The organism is Levilactobacillus zymae (assembly GCF_032190635.1).
Lineage (GTDB): Bacteria > Bacillota > Bacilli > Lactobacillales > Lactobacillaceae > Levilactobacillus > Levilactobacillus zymae_A.
The window spans coordinates 2,367,046-2,393,432 of record NZ_JAVLAS010000001.1 but is presented as its reverse complement, the minus strand read 5'-3'; the positions used below and the strand labels follow the sequence as shown (position 1 = coordinate 2,393,432).

27 protein-coding genes are annotated in these 26,387 nt (G+C 51.4%); 22 read left to right on the top strand and 5 right to left on the bottom strand.

The window, feature by feature from the left end; translation table 11 throughout:
* Positions 1-66: 66 nt before the first annotated feature.
* The gene (locus RI501_RS11420) at positions 67-1,170 is read left to right on the top strand and encodes an NAD(P)-dependent alcohol dehydrogenase (protein WP_313822699.1); all 1,104 of its coding nucleotides are present in this window, start codon (positions 67-69) and stop codon (positions 1,168-1,170) included.
* 130 nt (positions 1,171-1,300) lie between these two features.
* Here the strand turns inward: RI501_RS11420 and RI501_RS11415 are convergent, their stop codons facing one another.
* Positions 1,301-1,531, bottom strand: coding sequence for a hypothetical protein (locus RI501_RS11415; RefSeq protein WP_313822697.1), 231 nt, complete (start codon positions 1,529-1,531; stop codon positions 1,301-1,303).
* A 546-nt stretch (positions 1,532-2,077) separates the two neighbouring features.
* Positions 2,078-2,938 (bottom strand): IS982 family transposase, encoded by an 861-nt coding sequence (locus tag RI501_RS11410; protein WP_064578772.1) that lies wholly within the window; start codon positions 2,936-2,938, stop codon positions 2,078-2,080.
* A 176-nt stretch (positions 2,939-3,114) separates the two neighbouring features.
* On the opposite strand from RI501_RS11410, the gene RI501_RS11405 reads away from it, so the two are divergent.
* The 3 genes from RI501_RS11405 (at position 3,115) to RI501_RS11395 (ending at position 7,046) form a co-directional block, all read left to right on the top strand.
* A complete protein-coding gene (locus tag RI501_RS11405; RefSeq protein ID WP_313822696.1) occupies positions 3,115-4,632 on the top strand; it encodes a hypothetical protein in 1,518 nt (505 codons plus the stop codon).
* 201 nt (positions 4,633-4,833) lie between these two features.
* Positions 4,834-6,126: a hypothetical protein gene (locus RI501_RS11400; RefSeq protein WP_313822694.1), complete on the top strand. Its 1,293-nt coding sequence runs from the start codon at positions 4,834-4,836 to the stop codon at positions 6,124-6,126.
* A gap of 209 nt (positions 6,127-6,335) precedes the next feature.
* The gene (locus tag RI501_RS11395; RefSeq protein WP_313822692.1) at positions 6,336-7,046 is read left to right on the top strand and encodes a MucBP domain-containing protein; all 711 of its coding nucleotides are present in this window, start codon (positions 6,336-6,338) and stop codon (positions 7,044-7,046) included.
* A gap of 62 nt (positions 7,047-7,108) precedes the next feature.
* Here RI501_RS11395 and RI501_RS11390 read toward each other — a convergent pair whose 3' ends face one another.
* The gene (locus RI501_RS11390) at positions 7,109-7,738 is read right to left on the bottom strand and encodes a hypothetical protein (protein ID WP_313822690.1); all 630 of its coding nucleotides are present in this window, start codon (positions 7,736-7,738) and stop codon (positions 7,109-7,111) included.
* A gap of 352 nt (positions 7,739-8,090) precedes the next feature.
* Here RI501_RS11390 and RI501_RS11385 point away from each other — a divergent pair, with 352 nt between their 5' ends.
* Both RI501_RS11385 and RI501_RS11380 read left to right on the top strand, forming a co-directional pair.
* A complete protein-coding gene (locus RI501_RS11385) occupies positions 8,091-8,885 on the top strand; it encodes a hypothetical protein (RefSeq protein ID WP_313822688.1) in 795 nt (264 codons plus the stop codon).
* A gap of 220 nt (positions 8,886-9,105) precedes the next feature.
* Positions 9,106-9,498: a MarR family winged helix-turn-helix transcriptional regulator gene (locus RI501_RS11380; protein ID WP_313822686.1), complete on the top strand. Its 393-nt coding sequence runs from the start codon at positions 9,106-9,108 to the stop codon at positions 9,496-9,498.
* Positions 9,499-9,563: 65 nt separating this feature from the next.
* On the opposite strand, the gene RI501_RS11375 is transcribed toward RI501_RS11380, so the two are convergent.
* Together RI501_RS11375 and RI501_RS11370 are read right to left on the bottom strand one after the other, a co-directional pair.
* Positions 9,564-9,824: a hypothetical protein gene (locus tag RI501_RS11375; RefSeq protein ID WP_313822684.1), complete on the bottom strand. Its 261-nt coding sequence runs from the start codon at positions 9,822-9,824 to the stop codon at positions 9,564-9,566.
* Positions 9,825-9,995: 171 nt separating this feature from the next.
* Complete coding sequence (locus tag RI501_RS11370) at positions 9,996-10,562, bottom strand: hypothetical protein (RefSeq protein WP_313822682.1); 567 nt, start codon at positions 10,560-10,562, stop codon at positions 9,996-9,998.
* A 403-nt stretch (positions 10,563-10,965) separates the two neighbouring features.
* On the opposite strand from RI501_RS11370, the gene RI501_RS11365 reads away from it, so the two are divergent.
* The 16 genes from RI501_RS11365 (at position 10,966) to RI501_RS11290 (ending at position 26,166) form a co-directional block, all read left to right on the top strand.
* Positions 10,966-11,232, top strand: a complete 267-nt coding sequence (locus tag RI501_RS11365) for a hypothetical protein (RefSeq protein WP_313822680.1) — start codon at positions 10,966-10,968, stop codon at positions 11,230-11,232.
* A 162-nt stretch (positions 11,233-11,394) separates the two neighbouring features.
* Positions 11,395-12,036 (top strand): SDR family oxidoreductase, encoded by a 642-nt coding sequence (locus RI501_RS11360; RefSeq protein ID WP_313822678.1) that lies wholly within the window; start codon positions 11,395-11,397, stop codon positions 12,034-12,036.
* Positions 12,037-13,307: 1,271 nt separating this feature from the next.
* The gene (locus tag RI501_RS11355) at positions 13,308-14,135 is read left to right on the top strand and encodes an alkaline phosphatase family protein (RefSeq protein WP_313822676.1); all 828 of its coding nucleotides are present in this window, start codon (positions 13,308-13,310) and stop codon (positions 14,133-14,135) included.
* Positions 14,136-14,379: 244 nt separating this feature from the next.
* Positions 14,380-15,636, top strand: a complete 1,257-nt coding sequence (locus RI501_RS11350; RefSeq protein ID WP_313822674.1) for a NupC/NupG family nucleoside CNT transporter — start codon at positions 14,380-14,382, stop codon at positions 15,634-15,636.
* A 240-nt stretch (positions 15,637-15,876) separates the two neighbouring features.
* Positions 15,877-17,211: an NCS2 family permease gene (locus RI501_RS11345; protein WP_313822672.1), complete on the top strand. Its 1,335-nt coding sequence runs from the start codon at positions 15,877-15,879 to the stop codon at positions 17,209-17,211.
* Between the two features lie 75 nt (positions 17,212-17,286).
* Positions 17,287-18,201 (top strand): ribonucleoside hydrolase RihC, encoded by a 915-nt coding sequence (rihC, locus tag RI501_RS11340; RefSeq protein WP_313822670.1) that lies wholly within the window; start codon positions 17,287-17,289, stop codon positions 18,199-18,201.
* 510 nt (positions 18,202-18,711) lie between these two features.
* On the top strand, positions 18,712-19,575 hold the full coding sequence (locus RI501_RS11335) for a metallophosphoesterase family protein (RefSeq protein ID WP_313822668.1): 864 nt from the start codon (positions 18,712-18,714) through the stop codon (positions 19,573-19,575).
* 225 nt (positions 19,576-19,800) lie between these two features.
* A complete protein-coding gene (gene rsmG, locus RI501_RS11330) occupies positions 19,801-20,529 on the top strand; it encodes a 16S rRNA (guanine(527)-N(7))-methyltransferase RsmG (protein WP_313822666.1) in 729 nt (242 codons plus the stop codon).
* 20 nt (positions 20,530-20,549) lie between these two features.
* Positions 20,550-21,386: a nucleoid occlusion protein gene (noc, locus tag RI501_RS11325; protein WP_313822664.1), complete on the top strand. Its 837-nt coding sequence runs from the start codon at positions 20,550-20,552 to the stop codon at positions 21,384-21,386.
* A gap of 14 nt (positions 21,387-21,400) precedes the next feature.
* A complete protein-coding gene (locus RI501_RS11320; protein ID WP_313822663.1) occupies positions 21,401-22,168 on the top strand; it encodes a ParA family protein in 768 nt (255 codons plus the stop codon).
* Positions 22,158-23,042 (top strand): ParB/RepB/Spo0J family partition protein, encoded by an 885-nt coding sequence (locus tag RI501_RS11315; protein ID WP_313822661.1) that lies wholly within the window; start codon positions 22,158-22,160, stop codon positions 23,040-23,042. The genes RI501_RS11320 and RI501_RS11315 overlap by 11 nt, the downstream gene beginning before the upstream one ends.
* Before the next feature lie 12 nt (positions 23,043-23,054).
* Positions 23,055-23,264 carry a DUF951 domain-containing protein gene (locus RI501_RS11310; RefSeq protein ID WP_024747235.1) on the top strand — a complete coding sequence of 70 codons (210 nt, stop codon included), beginning with the start codon at positions 23,055-23,057 and terminating at the stop codon, positions 23,262-23,264.
* 5 nt (positions 23,265-23,269) lie between these two features.
* Positions 23,270-24,370: a redox-regulated ATPase YchF gene (gene ychF / locus RI501_RS11305; RefSeq protein WP_313822659.1), complete on the top strand. Its 1,101-nt coding sequence runs from the start codon at positions 23,270-23,272 to the stop codon at positions 24,368-24,370.
* 13 nt (positions 24,371-24,383) lie between these two features.
* On the top strand, positions 24,384-25,121 hold the full coding sequence (locus RI501_RS11300) for a DUF1129 domain-containing protein (protein ID WP_313822657.1): 738 nt from the start codon (positions 24,384-24,386) through the stop codon (positions 25,119-25,121).
* A gap of 246 nt (positions 25,122-25,367) precedes the next feature.
* Positions 25,368-25,544: a hypothetical protein gene (locus tag RI501_RS11295; protein ID WP_313822655.1), complete on the top strand. Its 177-nt coding sequence runs from the start codon at positions 25,368-25,370 to the stop codon at positions 25,542-25,544.
* Positions 25,545-25,791: 247 nt separating this feature from the next.
* A complete protein-coding gene (locus RI501_RS11290; RefSeq protein ID WP_313822653.1) occupies positions 25,792-26,166 on the top strand; it encodes a hypothetical protein in 375 nt (124 codons plus the stop codon).
* The last annotated feature ends 221 nt before the right edge of the window (positions 26,167-26,387 follow it).

Here is a 26,387-nt window from a genome sequence, read left to right as displayed (position 1 = left end):
ACCCCGGCCGGAACGTGCTATAATATAGTTCGTTATTTCACAAAAAATGATATTGGAGGTCATCAAGTGAAGATTAAAACTGCGGTAGCCACCGAACAAGGCGCGCCACTCCAAATTATTGATGCTGAATTAGACGATCCGAAAGCCAACGAAGTCTTAGTGAAGATTGTGGCGAGTGGGATCTGCCATACGGATGCCGAGGGCCAACAGGCCGGCTTGTCGCCGTATCCGGTCGCGTTGGGCCACGAAGGCTCCGGGATTGTGGAACGGGTCGGTTCGGCCGTCACCACGGTCCAACCCGGTGACCACGTGGTCTTGTCGTTCTCGTACGACGGGGTTTGCTCGAACTGTCGTAGCGGCCATCCCGGTAACTGCGTGAACCTGAACCAGTTGAACTTTGGGGGTAAGGCGTTCGACGGGACGAACCGGATTCACACCACTGATGGCCAGGCCATCTCGACCTTCTTTGGCCAATCATCGTTTGCCACCTACTCGGTCGTCGACGAACACGGCGTGACCAAGGTTCCTGAAGACGTCGACTTGGCGCTCCTGGGCCCGCTGGGGTGTGGGTTCCAAACCGGGGCCGGCACGGTGCTAAACTTTATCAAGCCGGAATTCGGTCAATCACTAGTGGTCTTCGGTGCGGGGGCCGTCGGGTTAGCCGCCATCATGGCTGCCAAGATCGCCGGCGTCGAACACATCATCGCGGTCAACCGGCACGATAACCGGCTGGTGCTGGCCAAGGAACTGGGCGCCACGGCGGTGATTAACAATCAAAAGGAAGACGCCGTGGCCCGGATCAAGGAACTGGTCCCTGGCGGTGTCGACTACACGATCGACACGACGGGGGCCTCACCGGTGATCCTGGATGCGATTCACGCACTCCGGCCATCGGGGAAGTGTGTCCTGTTGGGTATCGGGGGGCCGCTCGAGTTGAACGCCATGGCCGACATTATGGCCGAATCGAAGCAGTTGGCGGGCGTGATCGAGGGGGATGCCATCCCACAACTCTTCATTCCGAAGATGGTCGACTACTACCGCAAGGGACTGTTCCCGTTCGATAAGCTGGTCAAGTTCTATGACTTTAAGGATATTCAACAAGCCTTCGCGGATTCCGCGTCCGGCGAGGTGGTAAAACCCATCATTCGGCTGAGCGACGTCCAAGCTTAGGCGGTTAAATTGAATTCTAGGTAAGTTAAAAATGGTGTCACCGGTCTACTGACTAGTGACACCATTTTTAATTGGTCGCTGATGGCCTGATATCTCAGGCGATGTGGCCATATCCTGACAGATCAACTCATCAACGAAAGGCGATACGGTAGTGTTGGACCCCATCGATGGTGCGCACCGTCTCTTCGGCGCCATCGGTTAACTTCCCGTCGCGCCAAAAGCTCGGGTGTTGGTGACCAACAAAGAAGAAGGTATAGCGTGCCGTGTGGGCTTGCCGAGAAACGGTCAAGTAACCACGGTCTTGGTCGGACAACTGAACGACTTGATCCTGTTGCTTAGGATCGACATAAATCGTGAGCATCTCTCTCACCTCCACCTTGAAGTATACGAGGATGATGCCGGAGTTACAACGATTTAAAGGATAATATTAGGGATACCTTAACTTTTTGTTGGCTAGTAAGGGTAGTGGTGGGGATGACCGGTGAAGGGGGAAAACGCAGGCAAACTAAAAGGCCGACGAGATCATTTCGCCGGCCATCCCTTAAAGAGATTAATCGTTTCCGTTCTCCGCGGAAGCGATCACTTTAAGGCTACATTGCGTTGCCAAAAAGCATCACCCCCTTTCATTTGATACCCGTAGTTTAGAACCGTTGGGGGAGAAATGCAAGTGAATTGACTTACCTTAATGGCGGGTTAAACTTAATGAAAATGCAGAATATAAATATAATAGTAACGAACGCGTTACAAGTAACAGGAATATTACAAAAGCCATGAAAATATTTCATTCGGACGACAAAGGAAGCAAATTCCTTGTCTATAGGTCATGGAATCGCTATAATCGAACTTGTAGTTGAGGGGTAGGAATTGTGATTTATTGATTGAAGAATAAAATTCTTAACCCGTTGTGCTAGTTAATTAGCTGCCAGGTATCTACGAATAAAAGTTGTTCTAATCGACTTTTGAAGCCACGCAGACATCGGGCCCGATTATGTTCAACCTGAAATAAAACCTGCCATTTAGAGAATAAAGTTTCGATCATGCGCCTTTGGCGCTTCAATAAGGTGCTATTCAGTCGTGATTGGGGCATGTTACGGCGTTTGGGTGTCCAGAAATCAATGTGTCGTTGCTTTAATTGATCTTTTAGTGGTTGACTAAGGTAGCCAACATCGGCCAAAACATGTGAGCAAGCGTATTGGTCAATCAATTCTGGCACTAAACGAATATCATGAATTGAAGCAGCTGAAATTGAATAGGCCACTACAATGCCTTGATTGGTGACCTGAAAATGTCCCTTTAAACCATAGAACCATTGTTTCTTGGTGGCATTATAGCCAATGTCAGCAAGTGAGCGTAAAACTTTGGCTCGATGATTACGAATTGATTGGCATAATGGGATTGGAAAACTATCTATGATGGTGTAAGTCACTGATGGTAAACAGTGTTTAACTAAACCAACCCGCAGGGTTTGGAGCAGACAGCCCATAGCTGTGCACCGTCGATTAAAACGAGATCGTTCCGGCAAACCAGTCAGCCCTAACCCAACTAACAGACGATAAAAAGCACATTGATTAGTGATACCAAGTGATACCTGCCAACACATCAAAGCCATGATAGTTACATCTGATATTTTGGCATGATTAGCATTCTTTCTTTGCCGAATTTTGCAGGAAACATAACGTTGATATAGTGGCGTTACAACCGCAACCCAGGGTTGCCAAGGTGCTTGCACGATAGTTGTAGGTTGAGTAAGATAACATTGGCTTGACATCGTTCACACTTCTTTGTTTAGGATACTTAAAAGTGTAAGCCTGCCAGGCTTTTTATGTACTTTAATTGTCCCATTTCAACTAGCACAACGGGTAATTCTTAACAAAATCACTAATATCATGATATACTATTCCTGCTTGATAAATTACATACAATATGTTTGGAGGAAAAAAGATTATGCAATCAAGTTTAAAGAAATCTCTTTACTTGGGTCTTGCTGCATTAAGCTTTGGTGCCGTTGCTACGGTTTCAACCACTGCTTCAGCTAAATCCTATGCTACTGCCGGTGCATACAGTACTTTGAAGAGCGACGCTACTACTCGTAACGTTGAAGCTACTGGTACTAACGCACTTTACACTAAGCCAGGTACTGTTAAGGGTGCTAAGGTTGTTGCTTCCAAGGCCACTATGGCTACGTTAGCTTCATCCAAGAAGTCCGCTAACTACTTCCGTGCTTACGGTGTTAAGACCACTAACCGTGGTTCCGTTTACTACCGTGTTGTAACGATGGACGGTAAGTACCGTGGTTACGTTTACGGTGGTAAGTCTGACACTGCCTTTGCTGGTGGTATCAAGTCTGCTAACACGACGACTGAAAACACTACTGATACTAACATCGGTAAGACTGTTTACTTCGCTAACCCTGGTAAGACCAACGTTACGTGGACTGCACCTAAGTACACGCAATACAAGGCTTCCAAGAATGTTGCTAACACGACGCCATTTGCTGGTGACTCTTTGAAGGTTACTAAGGCTGCTACTAAGACGCGTGAAGGTTCATTATACTACTATGTAGAAGATGCTACTCACCCATCTGTAAGTGGTTGGATCTACAGCAAGGCTGTTACTTCTAATGCTAAGGTATCCTTTAATCATGCGACCGATGTGAAAATTAATTTTGCTAACGATGGAAAAGTAGTTGCAAGCGGCGTACTCCAAGGATTAAAGGCGGATTCTAATAAGGAACCTGCTACTGCTGTGGGTACTGCTGTAGGTACTGATACTACTGAAAAAGCAACTACCGCAGCCGAGGGCACGGCTACTTGGGTAGACGCTCAATTAAAAGGTACCGGGTACGCGTACGATAAATCTTCGAATGCTAATAAGGCAGCATTACTATCTGCCAAGACCGGTGACACGATCACTTTAAGCGTTACTAAGGGTACGAATGTGACTAACACGATTAAAGCATATGTTACGAATGTAGGGACTGATGGTACTACGGTAACTAATACCAAACTTACCTCTATGGATGAAACTAAGTCTAATGAATATCTTACGGCAATTAAGGCCGCAACTACTACGACTAACGGTGCTACCACCACTGATAATTCTAAGATTACCGCTGAAAAATATGCTAAGCAGGTTGTGTTCCCTACTTTAACTGCAGGGTTTTCGGGCAGTCAAGGAGCTAGCTACAGTTCGTCAGACTTAACCGCTTTTGCTAATAATAATAAGCTTGGAACTTTGTATTCGCCAACTTTCTATGTTAAGACAAGTGGTGATGCTAGCAATGCCGCCGCTGCCGCGAATACGGTTGGTATCGCTGCATATGTTAAGTATACTTTGACCTCTGCTAATAAGGGGATTTTTGGTAGCAATGACGCCCAATTATTCTATACAGCTGAAACGATTTATGGTAGTAAATCACCAGTTAATATTACTGTAAATACTGGTAACTCTATCTTTGGGTAATTAGTTTTTTAGATAATTTCAATTCAGAGAGGCCTTAATTCATGTCGAATTAGGCCTTTTTGTTTTAGGTAACTAAGTACGCTTTATATAATTGACGCATTACTGAACGGTAATCAAAAAATTATTAACCTAATGTGGAATTATTCTGCTATACTAAAGACCGTTCAATAAACTTACAATTTTCAGAGGAGAAAATACATCATGCAATCACGTTTAACTAAGACGTTATACCTTGGTTTAGCTGCGCTGAGTTTAGGTGCCGTAACGACGCTGTCAACGACTGCTAGTGCCAAGAGCTACGCAAAGGTGACTTCTACTAAGACTTTAAAGACCGCCGGGGATACTCGGAACGTTGTTTCCACGGGAACTAACGCTATCTACTCTAAGCCGGGGACGGTTAAGGGGGCTAAGGTCGTGGCTTCCAAGAAGACCATGAAGAAGCTGGCTACTTCCAAGAAGTCTGCGGACTACTTCCGGGCTTACGCCGTTGCGACGACCAACAAGGGTTCCGTTTACTACAAGGTCGTTACCATGAACGGTAAGTACCGTGGCTACATCTACGGTGGGAAGAGTACTTCTGCCTTTTCTGGTGGGATCAAGACTGCCAACACCATGACGGATGCTACGATGCCAACGACTACCAAGGTTTACTTCGCTAAGCCTGGTAAGGCTAACGTAACGTGGAACGCACCGAAGTACACTCAATACAAGGCTTCCAAGCAAGTTAAGGACACCACGCCATTTGCTAAGGATACTTTGACCATCACCAAGGCCGCTACGAAGACCCGCGAAGGTTCACTGTACTACTACGTTGAAGACGCTGCTAACCCATCCATCAACGGTTGGATCTACAGCGGTGCCGTTTCTTCAGCTCAAAGTGCTGAAGTTCAAGCTCAAAACGGAATTACCTTGAAGTTCGTTAACAAGGCCACTGGTGCCTCTGTTGCCGACAAGGTGGTTGCGATGCCAACGACTGCTAAGAACGATACGGTTGAAAATGCTGATCTCGTGAAGTTAGCTAAGGACACGACTAACTTACCTGCTGGCTACACTTATGATAGTCTGGGTACGGCTAACTCTGTGGCTAAGGGTGGTTCGGTTGTGGTTTACGTTAACCAAAACGCCGAAGCTGATTTAACGCTGACGCCAACGGTTTATAACAACGATGTTGATGCTGCTGCCCAAACTGCTTTGTCAGCTTACTGGAACGATACGGCCAAGGCTGTTTTAGCTAAGGACACGTTCTTTAAGCAAGTTGGTGGTACGACGGCAACTGCTGCGAACATCGAAGCACAACTGAAGACCGATAAGTTGGACACGATTGTGGCCAAGACGACTACTAAGAACGCTGATGGGACGTACGTTGCTTATCAATACACGTTGAAGAGTGCGGACCAAGGGACTTACGGTTCTTCGTCTAAGGTTTACTACACGGCCGTTAAGGGGAGCGTAGCGTCTACGACGACTGACGGTGACTTTACCGCCGCTAAGTAACCTTACAAACTGACTTTTGTTAATTAATAAGAAATCGTGCATCAGGAATAACCCTGATGCGCGATTTTTTACGTGGTCGCCCTTAATAAACATACCTTCGTTTCCCCACTAATTCACCCACCAAACCAATCCCTAGTCGCCGCTAGCTGGTACACTAAAGTTGAAACTAACGCAGTATCGCAATCGATGCTCATGGGGGAGTGTGCATCATGACCAAACAATTTTGGCTAAAAGTTACTTTATTAGTAGGGTTAGCCGTGGGGAGCGGCCTAACCGTCACCAACGCGCAGGCGGCCGCGGGAACTACGTCGCTGCAAACCACCGCTACGGTGAGTGAACCGGCTACCCAGGGCGCGCCCGTCACCATTCACTATCAGGATAGCGCCGGCCACCGCTTGGCACCGGATCAGACCCTCAGCGGGAACTTGGGGACCCAGTACCGGGTGCCCATCGCCAAGATCGCCGGGTACGTCCTGGCACGCGTGGTCGGGGAAGCCAACGGCGAGTTTACGGTGAAGTCGGCAACGGTGACCATGATTTACGAACGCTTAAAGACCGCCGCAACCACACCAGCGGCCAAATCAGCGCCGACAGCGAAGACGGCCCCGGCGACCAAGCCAACCGACCGAACCACGGCGCCAGCTGCAGCCGAACGGACGTCAACGCCGCGAACCGAACCCACAACGCGGGCCGCGGCCACGACTACGCCAACCGCAGCGCGAATTAGTGAACCCACGAAGGGCGTGGAGGTCTTAGGCAAGTATCCGGTTCGCCGGAGCGGTGCCGCGGCTACCACGGACCGTTTACCCCAGACCGACGAACAGTCGCGCCTGGATCTATTAGGCGTGGGCGGACTGATCTTATTGATCAGCACCGCGACCGTGGCCTACGGGGTAAGACGCCAACGCCAAGCACGTTAATTGACCGTTAAAAAAGGGCCTCAATCACCGGTATTCCGGGATTGAGGCCCTTTTCGTGTGTCCTAAGGTTCTTCCAGGACGAAGCCACCATCGTAGGCCTGATCGACCGCGGTCTTCAGATCGGTGGCGTGGGTGTAGCGCCGCAGGTCGTCCGTATTGAGGACTTCCTTGAGCCACGCAATGATCTCGGCGTTCACCGGCACCTGGGCGGTTTCCATCTGCCAGTAGATCAGGGGTGGAAGGCCAAAGTAGTCGGCCAGTAAGACCACGGGCTTCTGGAGAATCGTAACCCGTAAGAAGCGCAGAAGGTCGGCGTAACGGAAGGTCGCCGTAGGGTCTTCGGGCTGTTTTCCCAGCCGTTTCGCCACCTGGGCGCTATCGGGCCAGGGCAGCCCCATCCGGCGAAACTCCCACGCGTGCTTCTTGACTAGGTCCAGCAGCGCCTCGTTGACCGCTTGCGGCAGGTCGTCAGCCGTCCGGAACTGCGCCATTCTCGCCGGTTCTAAGGCGAAGAAGCGCATCAGCAGGTCTTCTTTTTCCGTGGGCAGGTAGTAGGCCTGACTTTTCTCGAGGTTGAAGTAGTACCAGTCGGGGATGGCAAACATCATCAGATCGTGTTTAAATCCCCGGAGATCGTCTTGGTAGCAACAGTGGCGAATCGTCTGGAGGATTTCACCAATCGTGTGACGCATCTGCAATCATCTCCCTAACTTAACGTTACGTTGAGTATATCAAGTTCACCCCGAGAACTTCCTGTGACTAGGTTAAGAATTTGGCGAGAATCACGAATATTATCTATATTAATTTGTTTATAATTCATCTTTTTAGCTTTAAATCATTGCGGCCAAACACGGTTAAACACCGTCAATATCAATAATGGTTTGATATGACGTTTATCTATAGGGTGAGCTAATTTCTTGCTAATGTTCGTGATTTATGGCATGGTAGCCATGGTAAGAGTAACGGCTGAGGTCGGTAACGACTTCGGCGCCAATGCACAACGACCGTTAGTTGTGCGCCCTGAAAAGGAGGGGGCGGCTATTCATGCAACAACCGATTTGGAACAATCTGACGCCGGCTTTTCGCCGCGAGATTGAGGTCAGAAATAGTCTGACATTGGCGAAGCTGACACCCAGTGTGGTCACCTATCAGGTGCCTAACCGGCAGCTCGCCATAGATTGGGAGCACGTGATCTTACTGAAATATTGTCCGGGTGGCAGTTCCCGGCGGGGGGCGACGATTATTTGGAACGCCCACGTCGGCTTCGTGAGTACCGATGTCTCCCCGATAACGCTGATTGATCGTTTGGAACAAGTTAGTCCCGTTACTTGGCAAGACATGCAAGCGTATACAGATATCAGCCAGGGGCGCCGCCCGTTATCGTACGTCCTCGGGCCCCTGCAACTCATTCCGATTGAGCAGAAGAAGAGTCAGTACAGCTGGTTGAACGGCCGGTACGTCCAGACCATTAATCCCATGACCCTGCTGTTACAGGAGAAGCAGGCCATGGTGGCGTTAAAGCCGGGACCGGAAGTGCTGGTTCAGGATTCGGCGGAACGGCTCACGGGGAAGTGGAAACTAACCAATAAGATAAGACGTCTTCAACAAATAAATAGGGAATATAATAACGAATTGTACGGTTCACACTATTTAGTAAATGTGCAAGTTCCACCGGAATTATTAAAATTTCGGCGGCGAGTGCAATACTTAACGGTCCTGTACTTAGAGAAGCGGTTACCGGTGTCTTGGACCGCCGACGAGATGAACGAAATCATTGATGAGGCGCGCCATAACGCGAGTTGGCCGCTGGATGATTTGGGCCCGCTTGAGGAGGATTAGTCCGCTCGACGAACGCTTCCAGGGCGGCTCATGCCTTAAATATTTGACACGGTCGTGACTTGTTTACAGTGTAGCCGTTTGTTCTATGTTACAATACGAAGAGTATCAGCTTAGTCAATCAGCAATTTGTTGGCTAGGATGATTCGCGATGACTATGTTTACGACGGCCACCCAGGAAGTTCGTCACTCTCGAGTGGTTGGCATGAGGAGGAAGAGCAGCATGACAGAAGACGATGAAATGGCCAAGGATATTGAGCGAATTCACCAACTGAATTCCATCTTACGGCCCTTTATCAAACGACCGAGCAGTGGGGACGCGGTCACGTTTGAACAATACCGAATCTTACACGAATTGGTTCGGGAAAAGACCAGCACGAGTGAGTTGTCACGGCGGTTACACGTCGGGCAATCCATGATTTCGATTCAAATCAGCCGGTTACTTAAAGGTGGGTACATTCAAGACGAAACCTTGCCGACCGATCGGCGGTACCACGTCTTTCAGATTACCCCGCGGGGCGAGGCCATTCACGAACACGTGAGCCTGGTCTTAGCCCACGAACTCCCGCAGTTGATGGCCAAGTTGGCCACCTACGTGAAGCCCGCTCAAGGCTAACGCTGGGGGTAGACATCAAAAAAGACCGAGATCGCAATCTCGGCCTTTTTTGTGTCCGTTGCCGGTTATTCGGCAGCTTCAATCTTTTCGTCGACGGGTTCTTCGATGGCCTCGCCGTTTTCATTCACCAGTTGGAGTTCCGATTGGCGGATGACCACGAGATCGCCGAAAGAATCAATCTTGTCCGTTTCTTTCTTCTTCAGTTGTTCTGGTTCCACTTTCACCAAGACCGCGTGTTCGTAAACCTTGGTCACGGAGCCGTAAAATGACGTAGAAAATAGTTCCGTTTCCTTGCAATAAACCCGGTCATTTTCGTGTAAAGCCATGAATGATCGTCCCCCATAAAAGTAATTTGTAACAGGATAAGGGTAATGGGCCGAAAAGTCAAGAAAAAACGGAATATTTTTTTATTTAAATAAGTGATTAAGTCGTTTTCCTGCTAAACGATCACGTCAGGTGTTAAGTCCTGGCTGGCTGCTGAGCCGCCGGTCGTCTGCTTAATGGTGCCGCAGCTGGGCGATGCGTTCCTGGGTCGCGAATTTCTGTAAGAGTTCGCCCTGCTTGGCGGTCTGGGTGGCCAGTTCCGTCAGAAAGTCGATCTCCAGGTCGCTGAGTGGAGCCTGGGCCTGGGCCGCGGTAAGCAGGTCGTCGACGGCCTGATCCAGCTGATCGTTGGCGGTGTGCAGGGCCCGGAAGGCCGGGGTAGCGGTTAGACCCACCCCCGGGGTTGTGTGGCGGGTTACTCGGGGGGCAGCAGTGGTCGGGCTGGGCGTCTTATTAGGCTTGACGGCGGCGTCGGCCACGAAGTAGTAGTAGACCTCGCGCGGCTTTAAGGCCGCCTTTTGGATTCGGTGGTCGATGGACGGGGCCGCGGAGACTGCGCCCATGACGGCGGTCTGCGGATAACCCTGCTCGCCTAGCATCTGCCGCAGTTGCACAGCTCGGATGCCCCGAATGCCGGGGAACCGTTCCTCGGACACCACTTCAATCTTATCTTCATCTTGCAGCCAGGCGATGATCTGCTTACGGATCTTGGCCGCCTGACTATTCTTGGTATTCGCCAATGTTTTTCATCCTCCAACCGGCAGTTAATGATTAATTATTGTCGGAATTATTAGTAATGGGCGCCGGGCGGTCGTCCGCCACCGGTGCCACCCGGTGACCACGAGTCGGCGATTAACCGCGACCCGTTCTCGGCGTATTATTAATATTAGACCATTTTTAACCGGGCAGATGCAAGCGTCCCGCGTGGTTTTTCGCGAAACCGGGGCAGTTTTAAGGGAGCCCTTCAAATTTAGCGGGTGAATATGGTACAATCGACGTACATGGTGAAATTTTGGGGGTCATTGGGCCCCTCAGCTTCCACGTGATTGGCCGCAGGACGCCAGTCGGAAGTCCGACGGTGGGGGATCTGCGGATCGCCTGCGCGTCCAGTAGTCAGTTTATTGAATATAGGAGTGAACAATTTTGCATATTTTTAGAGATGAAAACGGTATTCGCTTGGTGGTCTCTCATCAACTCGGCCACTTCGCGGCACGCTTCGCGGATTACGCGCCAGAGCAGGAGTTCATCAACTACGAACTAAGCAAGGATAAGCGAGGACGTTATCATCTAGTGATCGAGAAAACGAACCTCACGGAACTCGCCTCACCGGTCTTTAACCACGACCTGGTCTTCGGGGACATGGGCGACAGCTTGACCCCAATCGATGGCGTAACCCTGATGTTAATCTAGTCTGGAATCAATTGGTCAGCGCTCAACGGTAAGTTGGGGCTGGCTTTTTTGTGTCCTCGTGACGGGGGCAGGGGGTTAACTGCTGAGTCGTTTAGGTTGCATAATGTAATTACTAGAGTTACAGTATAGTCAACAAATCAATGACAAAGGGGTTTTGTTCTGATGACAAACGTATTAGTTTTAGGGGCTCACGGGAAGATCGCCCAGTTGGCCGTACCAATGTTACTCGCGCAGACCGACGCCCACCTGACGCTCTTCTTACGTAACGCGCAACGCTTAGCGGATGCCGCTAGCGACCGGGTAACCGTTGTCGAAGGCGATGCGGCGAACGTGGCCGACCTCACCCGGGCCATGGCTCAAGTGGACGTGGTGTACGCCAACTTGGCGGGCCACAACATTGAAGCCGAGGCCCAAGCCGTGGTGACCGCAATGGGCCAGGCGCACGTGCAACGGCTGATTTGGATTTCCACGTTGGGAATCTACGACGAAGTTCCCGGTGCCTTCGGTCAGTGGAACCATCAGATGCTGGATGGCGGCTACCTGGAGACTTACAGCGCGGCTGCCAAGGTCATCGAGGGCTCGGCGCTAGATTACACGATCATTCGGCCGGCTTGGTTATCGAACCACGATGAGGTGGCTTACGAGACTACCCAGAAGGGCGAACCTTTCAAGGGGACCGAGGTTTCCCGGAAGAGTATCGCGGCAGTGGTGACCCAATTGGTCCAGGCCCCGAGCCAACACGTCCACGAATCGTTAGGGGTCAACAAGCCCGATACCGATGGTGCCAAGCCGGCGTGGTACTAAGCGCCTAATGGGTAGGCTAAACGTGTGCAATTTTGCGCGTTTCGCTGTATAACTAAGGTGTGCGTTTCAAGACGACGCATAAGTAGTAAGAATTCTTACTTAGCGGATAACTTATAATCAGACCGAGTCCGCATTATAGAACCTTTCCTCCAAACAAGAACCTATAAGACTTGTGGCCGGTGGTTATGGGCTATGCGAACTGATGTCGACACCCAGGTGGTGGCGGCATTTTTTTGTGCAAAATTAGGGGGGAGCGGGGAGTTTAACGGGCGATAAATTTTTTTGTATTTTGGTTGCAACCGCTTACAACACGTGGTATATTATAGGCGTAGAAAGGATCAGGGGTGGCCAGTTGAGTCACAAGTACCACTTGATCTAGTTGATACAACGTTTCAGTTTCGTAAAGCCGATTTCCGTTTTGACGTAAGTCTGGTTTATGTTGTACGAGTATCAGAATCACGTTTTAAGCGTCACAGCTTTAAGTATCAGAATCAGGCGTCAGAACCATAAGGTAAACCTTCTAACGAACTCTAGTGGAAACAACCGTAAAGTTTCAGGGTTTAGGCACTTCACCAAAAACTGAATAGCATTTAGTTACACCGTGAAATTTGTTCTGAGATGGATAAACAATGTTACGTCTAGAGCTCGGATGTCGGATTAGCCAGGATCATGCGAGGATTTCAAGAAGAATCGTTAGAGCGTTGACTGGGTAGTGTCGATGAAGGCGTTAAGGTTATTACTGAAAACGGTAGCCAGAAATTAAATGGATGAAAAATGGTTGCGTCAGTTCAGTCGGAAAAAATAGAGTGTATGAGGCGATTAAGAATTATTAAGATTACAAGACGGAAATTCCGGGATCACACCTACCTTTCTACAACCGAGTAGACTTCAAGTTGATTCTTTACCTAACTTGAAGTCTATTTTTGACCCCTCAAACCGCACTGGTTATCCAGTGGTTTACGGCATTACATAAACGAACATGAACGACCCAAATGCTCAGTACTGAACCAGCTAGTCCGGTGTTTGAGGCCACTTTACCCGTCTGGCTCGCCACGTAAATCCTTTTAACTTTCCTTACAGCCCCAAGGGGTTAAGGGACGAGCAACCTTAACCAACAAGTAGTTAAGGGCAATAATGTTCGGAAAAATCCGATTTTTACGATTTTCTTAAATCGGGGATTTACAGCGCTTTAGCGAAAAGGTATATTATTACTAAGGCCCATCGCAAATCTGATTCGCAGAAATCGTTTGGGGAAGAGGGAGTGAGTAAACGTGGCTTTTCATCGCATTTTCGTTATTGATTTTGCTGGGTTAGGCTTGGGCGAAGCTTCCGATGCCAACCGCTTTCAATCCGTCGGTGCCGATACCTTAGGTCACGTCGCTGTTAGTTGGCCCGGTCAACTAAAGCTCCCAACATTACGGCAATTAGGCCTGGGCAATATTCGGATTGACCATCCCGTCACCGGGGTCGCCCCGGTCGACCATCCCTTGGGCTTCTATGGGCGCTTGCACATGGCGGCACAAGGTAATCGCCGCCCCACGGGGTTGCGCGAGATGTGGGATTACACCGGTGAGATTCGTACGGAGAACGTCTTTACCACGTTGACCACCGCGGGTTATCCGGTGACCTTAGCCGGACCCTTCCTGAGCTACCTGGCCACCCAGACACCAGCCAGTCGGTATCAGGTCGGCAGTAATCAGGCTAGCTTCCGGATTCTCTACGAGCGGTTGAATGACCCGGCTTCCGGGCTGACCTACATCTGCTTACCGGAGATGCGCTTTGCCGGTGAGCATCAGGACCTGATGGGGTTTGGCACCGCGTTAAGCGCGGCCGACCACTATCTCGCCCAGGTGGTTCACGACCTGGGGGCTAACGACCTGTTGATCGTGACGGCCACGCACGCCGCCGACCCGACCTTCGGCTTGACGCCGACGCGCGAGTACCTCCCGTTACTGGTGTACTCCCCGTCACGGGCGAACGGTTTTGCCTTAGGTATTCGGCGAACCTTAGCTGACGTGGGGGCGACCATCCTCGAGAATTACGGGGTGGCCACGACCAGTGCTGGACATAGTTTATTAAATGAAATTACCCAAATTTAAAATGACCAACCCTGAAAGGAGGTGAGGGGCAGCACCAAACCGTGATGACGGTAGAAAGCGCAAGGACTAACGGCAGGCTATATCACTTATTCAATTCACCAATCCCGTTAGGCTTTCCCGTTGAACGGCGTCGTTCGTGACAGGAATTATGCGTACATAGTTTCTGCAAGTAACATCGTGTCCTAACGTCGGCTGTGGGGCGCCACACCGCGTTAAACAATATCGGAAAGAGGTATTTTGACCAATGTTAGTCGCAATTAATATTCTCGGGGTAATCGTTTACCTCGCCATTGCCTTCCTGTTCTCTAAGAACAAGAAAAAGATTCACTGGCGTTCAGTCGGAATCGTGTTAGTTCTTAACATCGTGTTAGCTTGGTTCTTTACCAGTTTCAGTATCGGGCAAGACATTGTTAAGGGTGCTGCCGACGGATTCAACTGGTTAGTCCAAGTGGCTTACCAAGGGATCGTCTTCGCCTTACCTAACTGGGTAACGCCAGAATTCGGTGGGACCGCTAAGTCGATGAACTTTATTACCAGTTCATTGCTGCCAATCTTGCTGGTTGTTCCAATGTTCGATATCCTGACTTATATCGGGGTCTTACCTTGGATCATCAAGTGGGTTGGTCGTGGTCTTTCCTTCATTACCGGTCAACCTAAGTTCGAATCATTCTTCTCCGTTGAAATGATGTTCTTAGGGAACACCGAAGCCTTAGCCGTTTCTCAATTACAATTAAAGAGTATGCGTAAGGAACGGAACTTAACGCTGGCCATGATGTCCATGTCATGTATCACGGCGTCCATTCTGGGGGCTTATACCCAAATGGTTCCTGGGCAATTCGTTCTGACGGCCGTTCCAATTAACATCTTGAACGCCATCATCGTCACGAACTTATTGAACCCCGTTGACGTGGCTCCTGAAGAAGATACGATTGCTAAGATCGGTGGCTCCAGTGCTTCTGCTGCCACTGAAGGTGTTGAAGACGACGGCAAGAAGGAACCATTCTTCTCCTTCTTGGGTGACTCAATCTTGGGTGCCGGCCGGCTGATCTTGATCATCGCCGCTAACGTTATCGCCTTCGTGGCTTTAGCTGCCTTAATCGACAAGCTGTTGGGCTTATTCAACCCATGGCTGTCTCTGGAACACATCTTGGGGATCATCATGTTCCCATTTGCTTGGTTAATGGGTCTGAACGTCCACGACGCTTTCGGCTTCGCCCAATACATGGGGACTAAGTTAGTCACGAACGAATTCGTGGTTATGGGTAAGATTTCTTCCACCATCAATACTGGTGCCTTCTCTGCTCACTACCGCGCAATTCTGACGGTCTTCTTAACTTCCTTCGCCAACTTCTCCACGACTGGTATGATTATCGGTTGTTTCAAGGGGATTGTCGACCAAGAAAACAACGACTTGATTTCTAAGAACGTTGGTTACATGTTACTTTCCGGGATTCTGGTTTCCTTGCTTTCTGCCGGGATCGTTGGGATCTTCGTTTGGTAATCAAAGTGCGTTAAACTGTTTTGAAAAGATAGCCCAGGGGCCTGGCCACTGGGCTATCTGTGTCAGGTGACCCCGTGCCATTAGTGCGCCGGGGTTTCGGCTGATGCGCGTCATCGGCCGTACGGGTGCCGACCTCCCTAGCAGGGGAGTGAAACCCAGCCGGGTGCGTGAGACCATTCGGTTGCAAAGCCCGTGAAGTCTGTACGTCGGGTTGTGGCGTATTGAAAGATAGGGAAATCTATGGATAAGCAACAAGCGCAGGCACAGCAAGCGGAATCGGCCATTGAACGGGCCAATCATATGACGCTGCGCGAAGCCCTGCGAGATAAGGAGGTCGTTCGCAACGAAATCATTGCGGGCGTGACGGGCTTCTTTGCCATCTCCTACATTATTATTGTGAACCCGCTGATTTTAAAGGATGCGGGGATTCCCACCGACCTGAGCGTCTTTGCGACGATCTTCTCGTCCGTGATTGGGTGTCTGATTATGGCCTTCTGGTCCAACGCCCCAATCATCTTGACGCCCGGGATGGGGGTCAACGCCTTCTTTACCTACACGATTGTGGTCAACATGGGCCTCAGTTGGCAAGAGGCCTTAGGAATCGCGGCCGTAGCCAGCTTTGCCTATATGCTGATTGCCTTTACCAAGGTGTCGACGGTTCTCTCGGAGGCGATTCCCGAATCGTTGAAGAGTGGGATCACCGCGGGAATTGGGCTCTTCCTGGTCGAAATTGGCCTGGAAAAGGCGGGCCTGATTGTCGCCGGCAAGTCGTCGTTGATCGTGTTAGGGGATTTGACCAAGCCCACACCGTTACTCGCGTTGTTCGGCTTAGTGTTGAGTCTGGTTCTGTATCTACGGAAGATTAAAGGGAACTTCTTCATTGCAATCATTGCCACCAGTCTGTTGGCGTTCTTCTTGGGCGTCAAGGATAGTGACACGCCCAACGTGGACCTAGCACGGTTGGGGCAATACCACAAGATCGTTTTCCAAAACGACTTCTCCCACTTGATTAGCACGCCGTTTATCTTGGCCGCCTTTTCGATGACCATGATTCTGGTGTTCGAGTCAATGGGACTCTTGCAAGGGTTACTCCCGAACAAGCAGAAGTTTAAGAAGACCTTCGAGGGGAGTTCCGTCACCACCTTCCTCTCCGGCTTTATGGGGACCAGCCCAACCGTGACGGCCGCCGAAAGTGCTTCGGGGATCGAAAGTGGGGGCCGGACCGGGATTATGGCGCTAGTCGCCGCCGTCCTGTTTGCCTTGTCCCTGATCTTTGTGCCACTGCTGGCCTACGTGCCTTCCGCAGCGATTGCGCCCGTGATCATCATCACGGGGGCGTTGATGATGGCCGCTATTGGCAACATTCAGATGGCGGACTTCTCTGAATGGTTCCCCGCGTTTTTAATCATTGTGTTGATTCCATTCACCAATAGTATTTCGACCGGATTGGCCTTTGGATTTGTGGCTTACCCGATTATGAAACTCGCCATCGGCAAGGGGAAAACCTTGACCTGGCCAGTTTACCTGCTGGGAGTACTGTTCCTACTGGACTTGGTCTTTAGTGCCATGCTCTAGTAGGGCGTGCTTTCCTGGTAAAACGTAAGCGGTTACGAGCTGTAAAATTTGAGTACTTTTTAGGAGGAAATAGAAATGACGATTAAGATTTTAATGGATACTGACCCCGGAATTGACGATGCTGCTGCCTTAACCATGGCGATTAACGACCCCAAGATTGACTTGAAGTTGATCACCACGGTGGCCGGTAACGTGACGGTTGATAAGACCACCAAGAACGCCTTGAAGATCGTCCGGTTCTTCAACCAAGACATTCCAGTGGCGGCCGGTGCCGAACAACCACTGTTCAAGGACTTTGAAGACGCTGCACGGATTCACGGGGAATCCGGGATGCCAGGTTACGACTTCCCAGAAGACTTGCCTAAGCCATTGAACAAGACGGCCGTGGAAGCCTTACATGATGAAATCATGGCCAGCAACGACCCGATTACCTTAGTGCCAACCGGTTCGTACACCAACATCGCCTTACTCTTCTCCGAATACCCAGAAGTGAAGAGCCACATCGACCGGATCGTGGCCATGGGTGGTGCCTTAGGCAAGGGGAACATGACCAGTGCGGCCGAATTCAACGTCTTTACCGACCCAGATGCCGCCGCAATCGTCTACAAGTCCGGTATCCCGATCGTCATGGTGGGCTTGGACATCACGATGAAGGCGTTACTGACCAACGAAAACATCGAAAAGCTGCAACACTTGAATGAAGCTGGCCAGATGTTACACGACATCATCATTAACGACGGGGACCACAACGACAAGGGGAGTGCGATGCACGACGTTAACACCATCTTCTACCTCTTGCACCCAGAAGCCATCAAGACCGAAGATATGTGGGTCGACGTGGTTACTCAGGGTCCAGCCATTGGGGAAACTGTCGGTGATATCCGGGGGGCTTACCACAACGGCAAGACCAACGCTAAGGTTTCCGTTGACATCGACGACCAAGCGTTCAACGACTGGTTCATGGAAGAAGTTAAGAACATTAAGATGTAAGTGACCGTTTGGGCTGACGCTGAGTCGCCGCGGTAACTTCGGGGCTGCGCGGGTTTTTCTCGCGCAGCCTTTTTTGGCTGGAGTAGACCCGGGGACCAGCAACCTTTACACAAACGAAAACCTAACGATACCAAAACGCGACATAGGGTTGCTATGATGGAAGTGTATCAGGGAGAAAGAGGATGTTTGGTATGTCTGTGATGGATACCGAAACTTTGATCTTACTAATTTTGACCTGGTTGCCGATGCTTTGGCTTGCTAAGCCGGTCCACCATCGTCGCTAGTCTTTGTCGTTAGAATCATGTTCATGTCGCCAGGAGAGCGGGGTGAGCATGATTTTTTTAATTCGGCGTTCACGGGTTGTTTGCGGAAACTTTACATGATGTTGACATAGACCATACCAATAATTTACATTAAGTCGTTATCCTAGACTTAGACTCACATGATGAGGGGTGGCCGCTTGTTCGGAGGCGAGCGGTCATAATTTTCAGTGCGATAGGGGCAACGGGGATGAACAAATACACAGTGATTCACGTGTCCGACGTGCAACTCACACCACCACTGCCGACGACGGGGATCACGGCAGTTGCCAACCTGCAACTGGTGTTCGATGACCTGGCACGTGACCCGGTCTCGCCCGACTTGATTGTCCTTAGTGGCGATCTGATTCAGCGGGGGAGCCCGGCGGACTATCGGTGGTTACGGACATATTTAACACAACAAGGTCAGCGCTTGGGCGCCCCCATCCAGGTCATCTTAGGTGACCTGGATAATCGTGACGCCTTTAATGCGGGCTATCTGGGCCAAGCGACCCGCCCGTATTATGCGTATAAGCAGAACCACCAGAACATGGATTTTTATTTTTTGGATTCGAAGTGGGAGACCCGGCGCTCGGCCGGCTGGCTGGGACGCGATCAACTAGATTGGTTGAACAAGAGCTTACACTTGGCGCCCCGCCGCCGGGCCTTTATCTTTCTTCACCACCCGTTGGATGCGCCCGCGCTCCGGGAGATGCGCTATACGTTATTACAGAATAACCGGGAGTTGTTGGCGATTTTACACGGCCATAACATCGGGGGGATCTTTGCCGGGCACCTCCACTTTGCGGCGAATTACTTGGTGGACAACACGTTACCGGTGACCGTGGCCGGCGCGGCGTCAACCTATATCGACTGTCGGGACCCGCACCGGCACGCGGTTCACGCGGCAGTCAGCTACAACGTCATTACCATCGAACGGGGGATCGCCAGCGTGACGGTGCGACCATTGCGGTTCGATCCGCAGGTGCAAGCGGTGATCCCGGTGGGCAATACCGGCTTTACTAAGCATCGCCCGCGGTTATTGCGGCCGCGACGAGTCGGGGAATCACGGTAGGCACATAACCGGGGAAATATCACAATTATTGATCAGGGGAACGGGGGCACTACGGCCACTCGTTTCCCTGATTTTTTCTGGCGGTAGCCGTTTCATGTGACCCCAGTTTTCGGTATAATAGGAAACGATGTGGTGGGGGATGCGGTTGCGTTTCCCTCATAAGTAAGGTAAAGTATAAGCAAACGTGAAACAATTGTTTCACAGAAGTGGACTGGGAGATTAAACATGAATCCAGAAGAATTTCGGGCCGCACTGGCTACTCAGGGGATCGAATTAACCCCCGTACAGGAGCAGCAGTTTGCGACGTACTATCAATTTTTAGTGGCGACTAACGAACACGTGAATCTGACCACGATTACGGCGGAGCCGGACGTCTACTTGAAGCACTTTTACGACTCACTGACGCCGGCCTTTTATCTGCCAGCCTTACGTGACCAGCCCCTGACGCTTTGCGACGTGGGGGCCGGGGCGGGCTTTCCGTCTTTGCCGTTAAAGATCGTCTTCCCGCAGTTGCAGGTGACCATCGTGGACTCGTTGAATAAGCGGATCACGTTTTTAAACGAGCTCGCTGCGAAGCTCAACCTGACCGGGGTGGCGTTTCACCATGCGCGAGCTGAGGAATTTGGTGGCAAGCGCGCGGCCAACCGCGAAGCCTTCGATCTGGTCACGGCCCGGGCGGTGGCCCGGATGTCCGTGCTCAGCGAACTCTGCTTACCGCTGACCAAGGTCGGTGGGCAGTTTGTGGCCTTAAAGGCCGCCAAGACCGCCGACGAATTGGCGGTTAGTCACAAGGCCATCACCACCTTAGGGGGGCAATTGGCCGCCGACCACGAATTTAAGTTGCCGGAATCACAGGATCCCCGGCACATCGTGGTGATCGATAAGGTGAAACACACGCCGAAGCGGTATCCTCGGAAGGCCGGGACGCCTAACCGAGAACCGTTAGAAGATTAATGGAATGGAGGTAAACCATTTTGCCATTTTCATTATTTGGAAATAACCGGGAGAAGGCCGCCCGGCCCAGTCATCCCGTGAAACAAAGCGTGGTGATGATTCCGGTCGCACAAATCGTCGCCAACCGGTTCCAGCCCCGGCAACGCTTCGACGCGACGGCCATCGGGGAGCTGGCCCAGACGATTCAAGACCACGGGTTACTCCAACCCATCGTCTTACGCCAATACGAACCGGACCATTACGAGATCATTGCCGGCGAACGGCGGTTTAGAGCCGTTTCTAAGCTCAAGTGGACCGAAGTGCCGGCGATTATCGAAGACCTCAGTGATGACGAGACCGCCTCGATGGCGTTGATCGAAAACCTCCAACGAGAGGAACTCACCGCCATCGAAGAGGCCACGGCCTACCAACAACTGATGACGTTAAACCAGTTGACGCAGGTCCAGTTGGCGCAAGGCATCGGCAAAAGCCAGGGTTTCGTGGCCAACAAGCTGCGACTGCTGAAGCTCAGTGCTCCCGTCCGGCAAGCCATCTTGAACCGCCAAATCACCGAACGGCATGGTCGCGCCTTATTGGCCGTGGCCCCCGAACAACAGGTGACCGTCTTACACCAAATCGTTGACCGGCAGTTAACGGTTAAGGAAACCGAAGCGCTGATCGCGAAGCTGGCACCGCAAAAGACGAAGCGACGCCGGAGGGTGACTAAGCAAGGCGTTAACGGCGATACTCGCGTGGCGGTCAACACCATTCGCCAGTCGGTGAAGATGGTGACCGACGCGGGACTACCGTTGACCACCAAAGAAGAAGAAACGGCGGACCATTACCGCATTATCATTGACATTCCAAAAGAAAGCTAGAGGTGGAACGAAGTATGGGCTATATCATCGCATTAGCCAACCAAAAGGGGGGCGTCGGTAAGACGACCACCGGGGTGAACCTAGGCGCCGCTTTGGCCACGAACGGGAAAAAGGTCCTGTTGGTCGATACGGATGCGCAGGGGAACGCCACCAGCGGGGTTGGTATTCAAAAGGCGTCGATCCAACGAGAAATCTACAACGTTTTAGTTGATGAGATTCCAATTCGTGACACGATTTTACCGACCCAGCATCCCGGGTTAGACATCGTTCCGGCCACCATTCAGCTTTCCGGCGCCGAGATCGAGTTGACCCCGATGATGGCCAGAGAAACCCGGCTGAAGGCCGCCCTCGACGAAGTGCGCGACGATTACGATTACATTCTGATCGATTGCCCGCCTTCGCTGGGGTTATTGACCATCAATGCATTTACCGCGGCCGACTCGATCCTGATTCCGGTTCAAAGTGAATACTACGCGTTGGAGGGGCTGACCCAGTTATTAAACACGGTCAAGCTGGTCCAAAAGCACTTCAACCGTAACCTGAAGATTGAAGGGGTTCTGTTGACCTTATACGATGCCCGGACCAACCTGGGCAAGCAGGTCAACGCCGAAGTGAAAAAGTATTTCCAAAACAAGGTCTACGACACGATTATTCCCCGGAACGTGCAACTGGCCGAGGCCCCGAGTCACGGGATGCCGATTATTGATTACGCACCGAAATCTAAAGGTGCAGAGGTGTACACTGAACTCGCAAAGGAAGTGCTAGCTGCCCATGGCAAGTAAGAAAGAGAAAAGTTTAGGGCGCGGGATTGACGCGCTGTTCGCTGAAAATGGCGTCGACACCGGCGAAGAGACCGTGGTCGATTTGACGCTGGCGGACATCGTGCCCAACCCGTACCAACCCCGGCAAAAGTTCGACCAAAAGGGCTTGGCCGATTTAGCGGCTTCCATCGAAAAGACCGGGGTCTTCCAACCGATCATCGTCCGGCAACCGGACAAGCGGGCTAACCGTTACGAGATTCTGGCGGGCGAACGCCGGTTTAGAGCCTCCAAGATGGCGGGCAAGGTTACGATTCCCGGCATCATCCGCGACGTGACCGAAGAACAAATGATGGAAATCGCGGTGCTGGAAAACCTGCAACGTGAAGACCTGACGCCGTTAGAAGAGGCCGAAGCCTACGATACCCTGATGACCAAGCTCACCTTGACGCAGGCCCAGGTCTCCGAACGGCTGGGCAAGAGTCGGCCTTACATTGCCAACTACTTGCGGCTATTGGGGTTACCCAAGGCCGTCAAGGACATGCTGCAACACAACCAGTTGTCGATGGGCCAGGCCCGAACGTTGCTATCCTTAAAGGACAAGAGCAAGTTGGTGATGCTGGCTAAGCGGGCCGTTTCCGAGGGGATGACCGTGCGGGCCTTGGAGTCCGAGGTCAGCAAGCTCAACGGGGCGGCCAAGAAGGCGGCGAAGAAACCCGCTAAGAAGAAGTCACCGTTCTTGCGCTCCACGGAGAACCAACTTCAGGAACACTTTGGCACGCAGGTGTCGATCAACGAGAATAATCATCAGGATCACGCGGGACATATCGAAATCGAATATCTCTCCAACGATGATCTGAACCGCATTTTGACGTTGCTGAACATTCAATCGAACTAACGGAGGGATACGATGTACGACTTAGGCGATGTGGTTGAAATGAAGAAGCCCCACCCATGCGGTGCCAACCGCTGGGAGATTACCCGGATGGGCGCGGATATTAAGATCAAGTGTACCAACTGCGGCCACGTGGTGATGTTGTCACGGCGTGAGTTCGAGAAGAAACTAAAGAAGGTATTGGTTCGCAAGGCCGATGCCGAAAATTCAGAAAAGAGTGAATAAGCGTAATGTCATTAACTGCAGGAATCGTTGGCTTACCTAACGTGGGGAAGTCAACCTTATTTAACGCGATTACTAATGCCGGTGCCGAAATGGCCAACTACCCGTTCGCCACGATCGATCCCAACGTCGGGATGGTTGAAGTACCGGATGCCCGCTTGGACCGGATTCAAGAATTGATTCCCGCCAAGAAGGTTGTACCCACGACGTTTGAATTTACCGACATCGCCGGGATCGTCAAAGGTGCCAGCAAGGGTGAAGGTTTGGGGAACCAATTCCTCGAAAACATCCGGCAGGTGGACGCCATCGTCCACGTGGTACGGGCATTTGACGACGACAACATCACCCACGTGACCGGGAAAGTTGACCCGATCGACGACATCGAAACCATTAACTTGGAACTGGGCTTGTCCGATCTAGATGCCGTGAACAAGCGGCTGGCCAAGGTTCAACGGGCCGCTAAGGGGAGCGACAAGGAAGCTAAGGCTGAACTGGCCGTGCTCGAGAAGATCAAGCCGGTCCTCGAAAACGGGGGCGCGGTCCGGACGCTAGACTTTGACGAAGACGAACAAAAAATCGTCAAGGGCCTGTTCCTGCTGACCTCTAAGCCGGTTCTGTACGTGGCCAACATCGCCGAAGACGACATGGCCGCCCCCGAAAATTCCAAGTACTTCAAGACGATTCAGGATTACGCCGCCAAGGAAGGCGCCGAAGCCATTGCCGTGGCCGCCGAAGCCGAAGAAGAAATCGCCGAACTCGACGATGACGAAAAGAAGGACTTCCTGGAAGCGGAAGGCGTCGAAGAACCTGGGTTGAACCGGTTGATTCGGGCGTCCTACCACCTCTTAGGTCTGGAAACGTTCTTCACGGCCGGGGGTAAGGAAACCCGGGCTTGGACCTATAAGGCCGGTACCAAGGCTCCCCAAGCCGCCGGAATCATTCACTCCGACTTCGAACGCGGGTTCATCCGGGCCGAAGTCATGGCGTTTGCTGATTTAGACAAGTACGAGACCGAAGCGGCCGTCAAGGAAGCCGGTAAGCTGCGGGTCGAAGGTAAGGATTACGTGATGACGGACGGCGACATTGTCGAATTCCGCTTCAACGTTTAGAAGGGATTCAACTATGAGTGAAAACAAGCCAAACGCACGACCGCGGAATGCGGATGTGCATCAGAATCGCAACACCGTCGCCACTAACGAGCGCACGGCGTTTGATAATCTGGGGCTAACCAAGCGGAATGCCGATTACATGTTCCGCTTCAACAAGGCCCTAGAAAGCACTAAGCTGTCGCCCGACAAGAAGGCGGCGGCCGTGCAAGCCATGGTCAACGAGTTAGTCGAGGGCCAGAAGAGTGGGAAGACCGCTAAGAACCTGTACGGTGACGTGGCGAGTCGCGTCAAGTACGTGGTGGAAGGTCCCCAACGAGAAGCCGAAGGCAAGGTCTTCGGCGGCCCCGATTACTGGCCAAACATGGTCTACAACGCGCTGACGTTCTTTATGATCTTCACGCTGTTGTTCGGGGTGATGTACCTCTTCTCACCGAAGTTGATGAAGACCAGTAGTCCCGTGGGCATCACGGCCATTCTAGTCAGTGCGTTGGTCGCAGGGTTCCTGTTGCCAATCATGCCCCGGTTGTTCGATCCGAAGATCAAGCACCGGTTCAACGGCTGGATTCGGTTCCTCTTGACTCTGGTCGGGTTCGCGGTGTGGATGGTGCTCTTCTACTTCGCCCAACTCTTGCCACCAGCCATCAACCCCGTGTTGATGCCGTGGCCAAGCATCATCGTCGGCTTATTATCGATTGCCGCGATGATCTGGATCCGTCGGCGGTATAACATCCGCGGTGGGTTCTTCGGGTAAGCGTCGTTGTGACCGACAACAATCAAGTTTAACTAATCATCTAATGAAGCAGGCAGTTTGCGCCGTGAGGGCGGGGCTGCCTGCTTTTGATTTTCACCGACTTTCAACACTCGGACCGCTGGTGAGAATGCCCGTTCCGTGCACAATGGCCACCGTATTTAGGTCCCTTGACAGCTGGTTTACGGCCTTATAGAATGAAACTTGCAGAGAGAAAATCAATAAATTAATTGGTTAGGAGTTCTTTTCATGAAAAAAGTTTTTGGAATTGTGACGGGTGTCGTGCTGGTTTTAGGGTTGGTCAGCGTTGTGGCGGTGGCCAGTACGGATACCACCCTTACCCCGATCTACCACAGTCAGCACGTCAAGGATCTGACGACCATGCCTAGCGCTAGCGTCTGGAGTCACGGGGGAATCAGCGATTAACGTCCCATTCAAGACGCCAACTCACGTCCTTTTTTAGAGATCGAACGGTGAGTATGACTAACCGGTTGTGTTAACTGGTTAGGGTGATAAAGCCCGTAACGAAGGCATTTAACCGTGACGGGGGCCCCTGAGTGACCACCTTAAAATCTGAGCCGGACGGCTGTCTTGACTCTGAATCACCGGGACTCTAAACTGGGTTGCAGATAGCCAGAGGTGACTACCGATCTATTTCTAGGGGGAGTTCTTTATGAAAAAGATTTTAGGTTATGTTGCTGGTGTCGCTGCTGTGTTAGCTTTAGGCGGGTGCGCGTCGACGAGTGCCCAGGGTAGTAAATCATCCGTGAAAACCTTAGCCACGTCTAAGCAAATGAAATTACGGACGAACTACACCAAGAACGCTCGGCAACTGGAATTCCAGAACGGTCGCAAGAACGCCAAGTTAACGGTCTTAAACGGCAAGAAGCAGTGCGTCAAGAAGTTTGACGTGAAGACCACGGGGAACTTTAACTTGAAGCTGACTAAGGCCCAAGCCAAAAAGCTCAGTCAATGTTCGACCTTTAAGTATTCTGTAGCACAAAAAGGCTACAAGACTTACACGGTTTCCAATCCAGTCTGCAAATAACCTAGGGGTAAATGCGGTTATCTAGAGTCGGCCCAGTGCCGACTCTTTTTTATGACGGTAGCGGTCACCCTGAATCGTGGTGACCAGTTACAGCTAAGCGGACTAGTTTGAAAGCCATTGAAAGAATTGGGGATATAATTAGCTCACCGTCATTGGTGATGGCCCCATCACGGCTGGCCGAAACGTTGATCTGACGGGGAACTAGCCGCCATTTAGCCGGT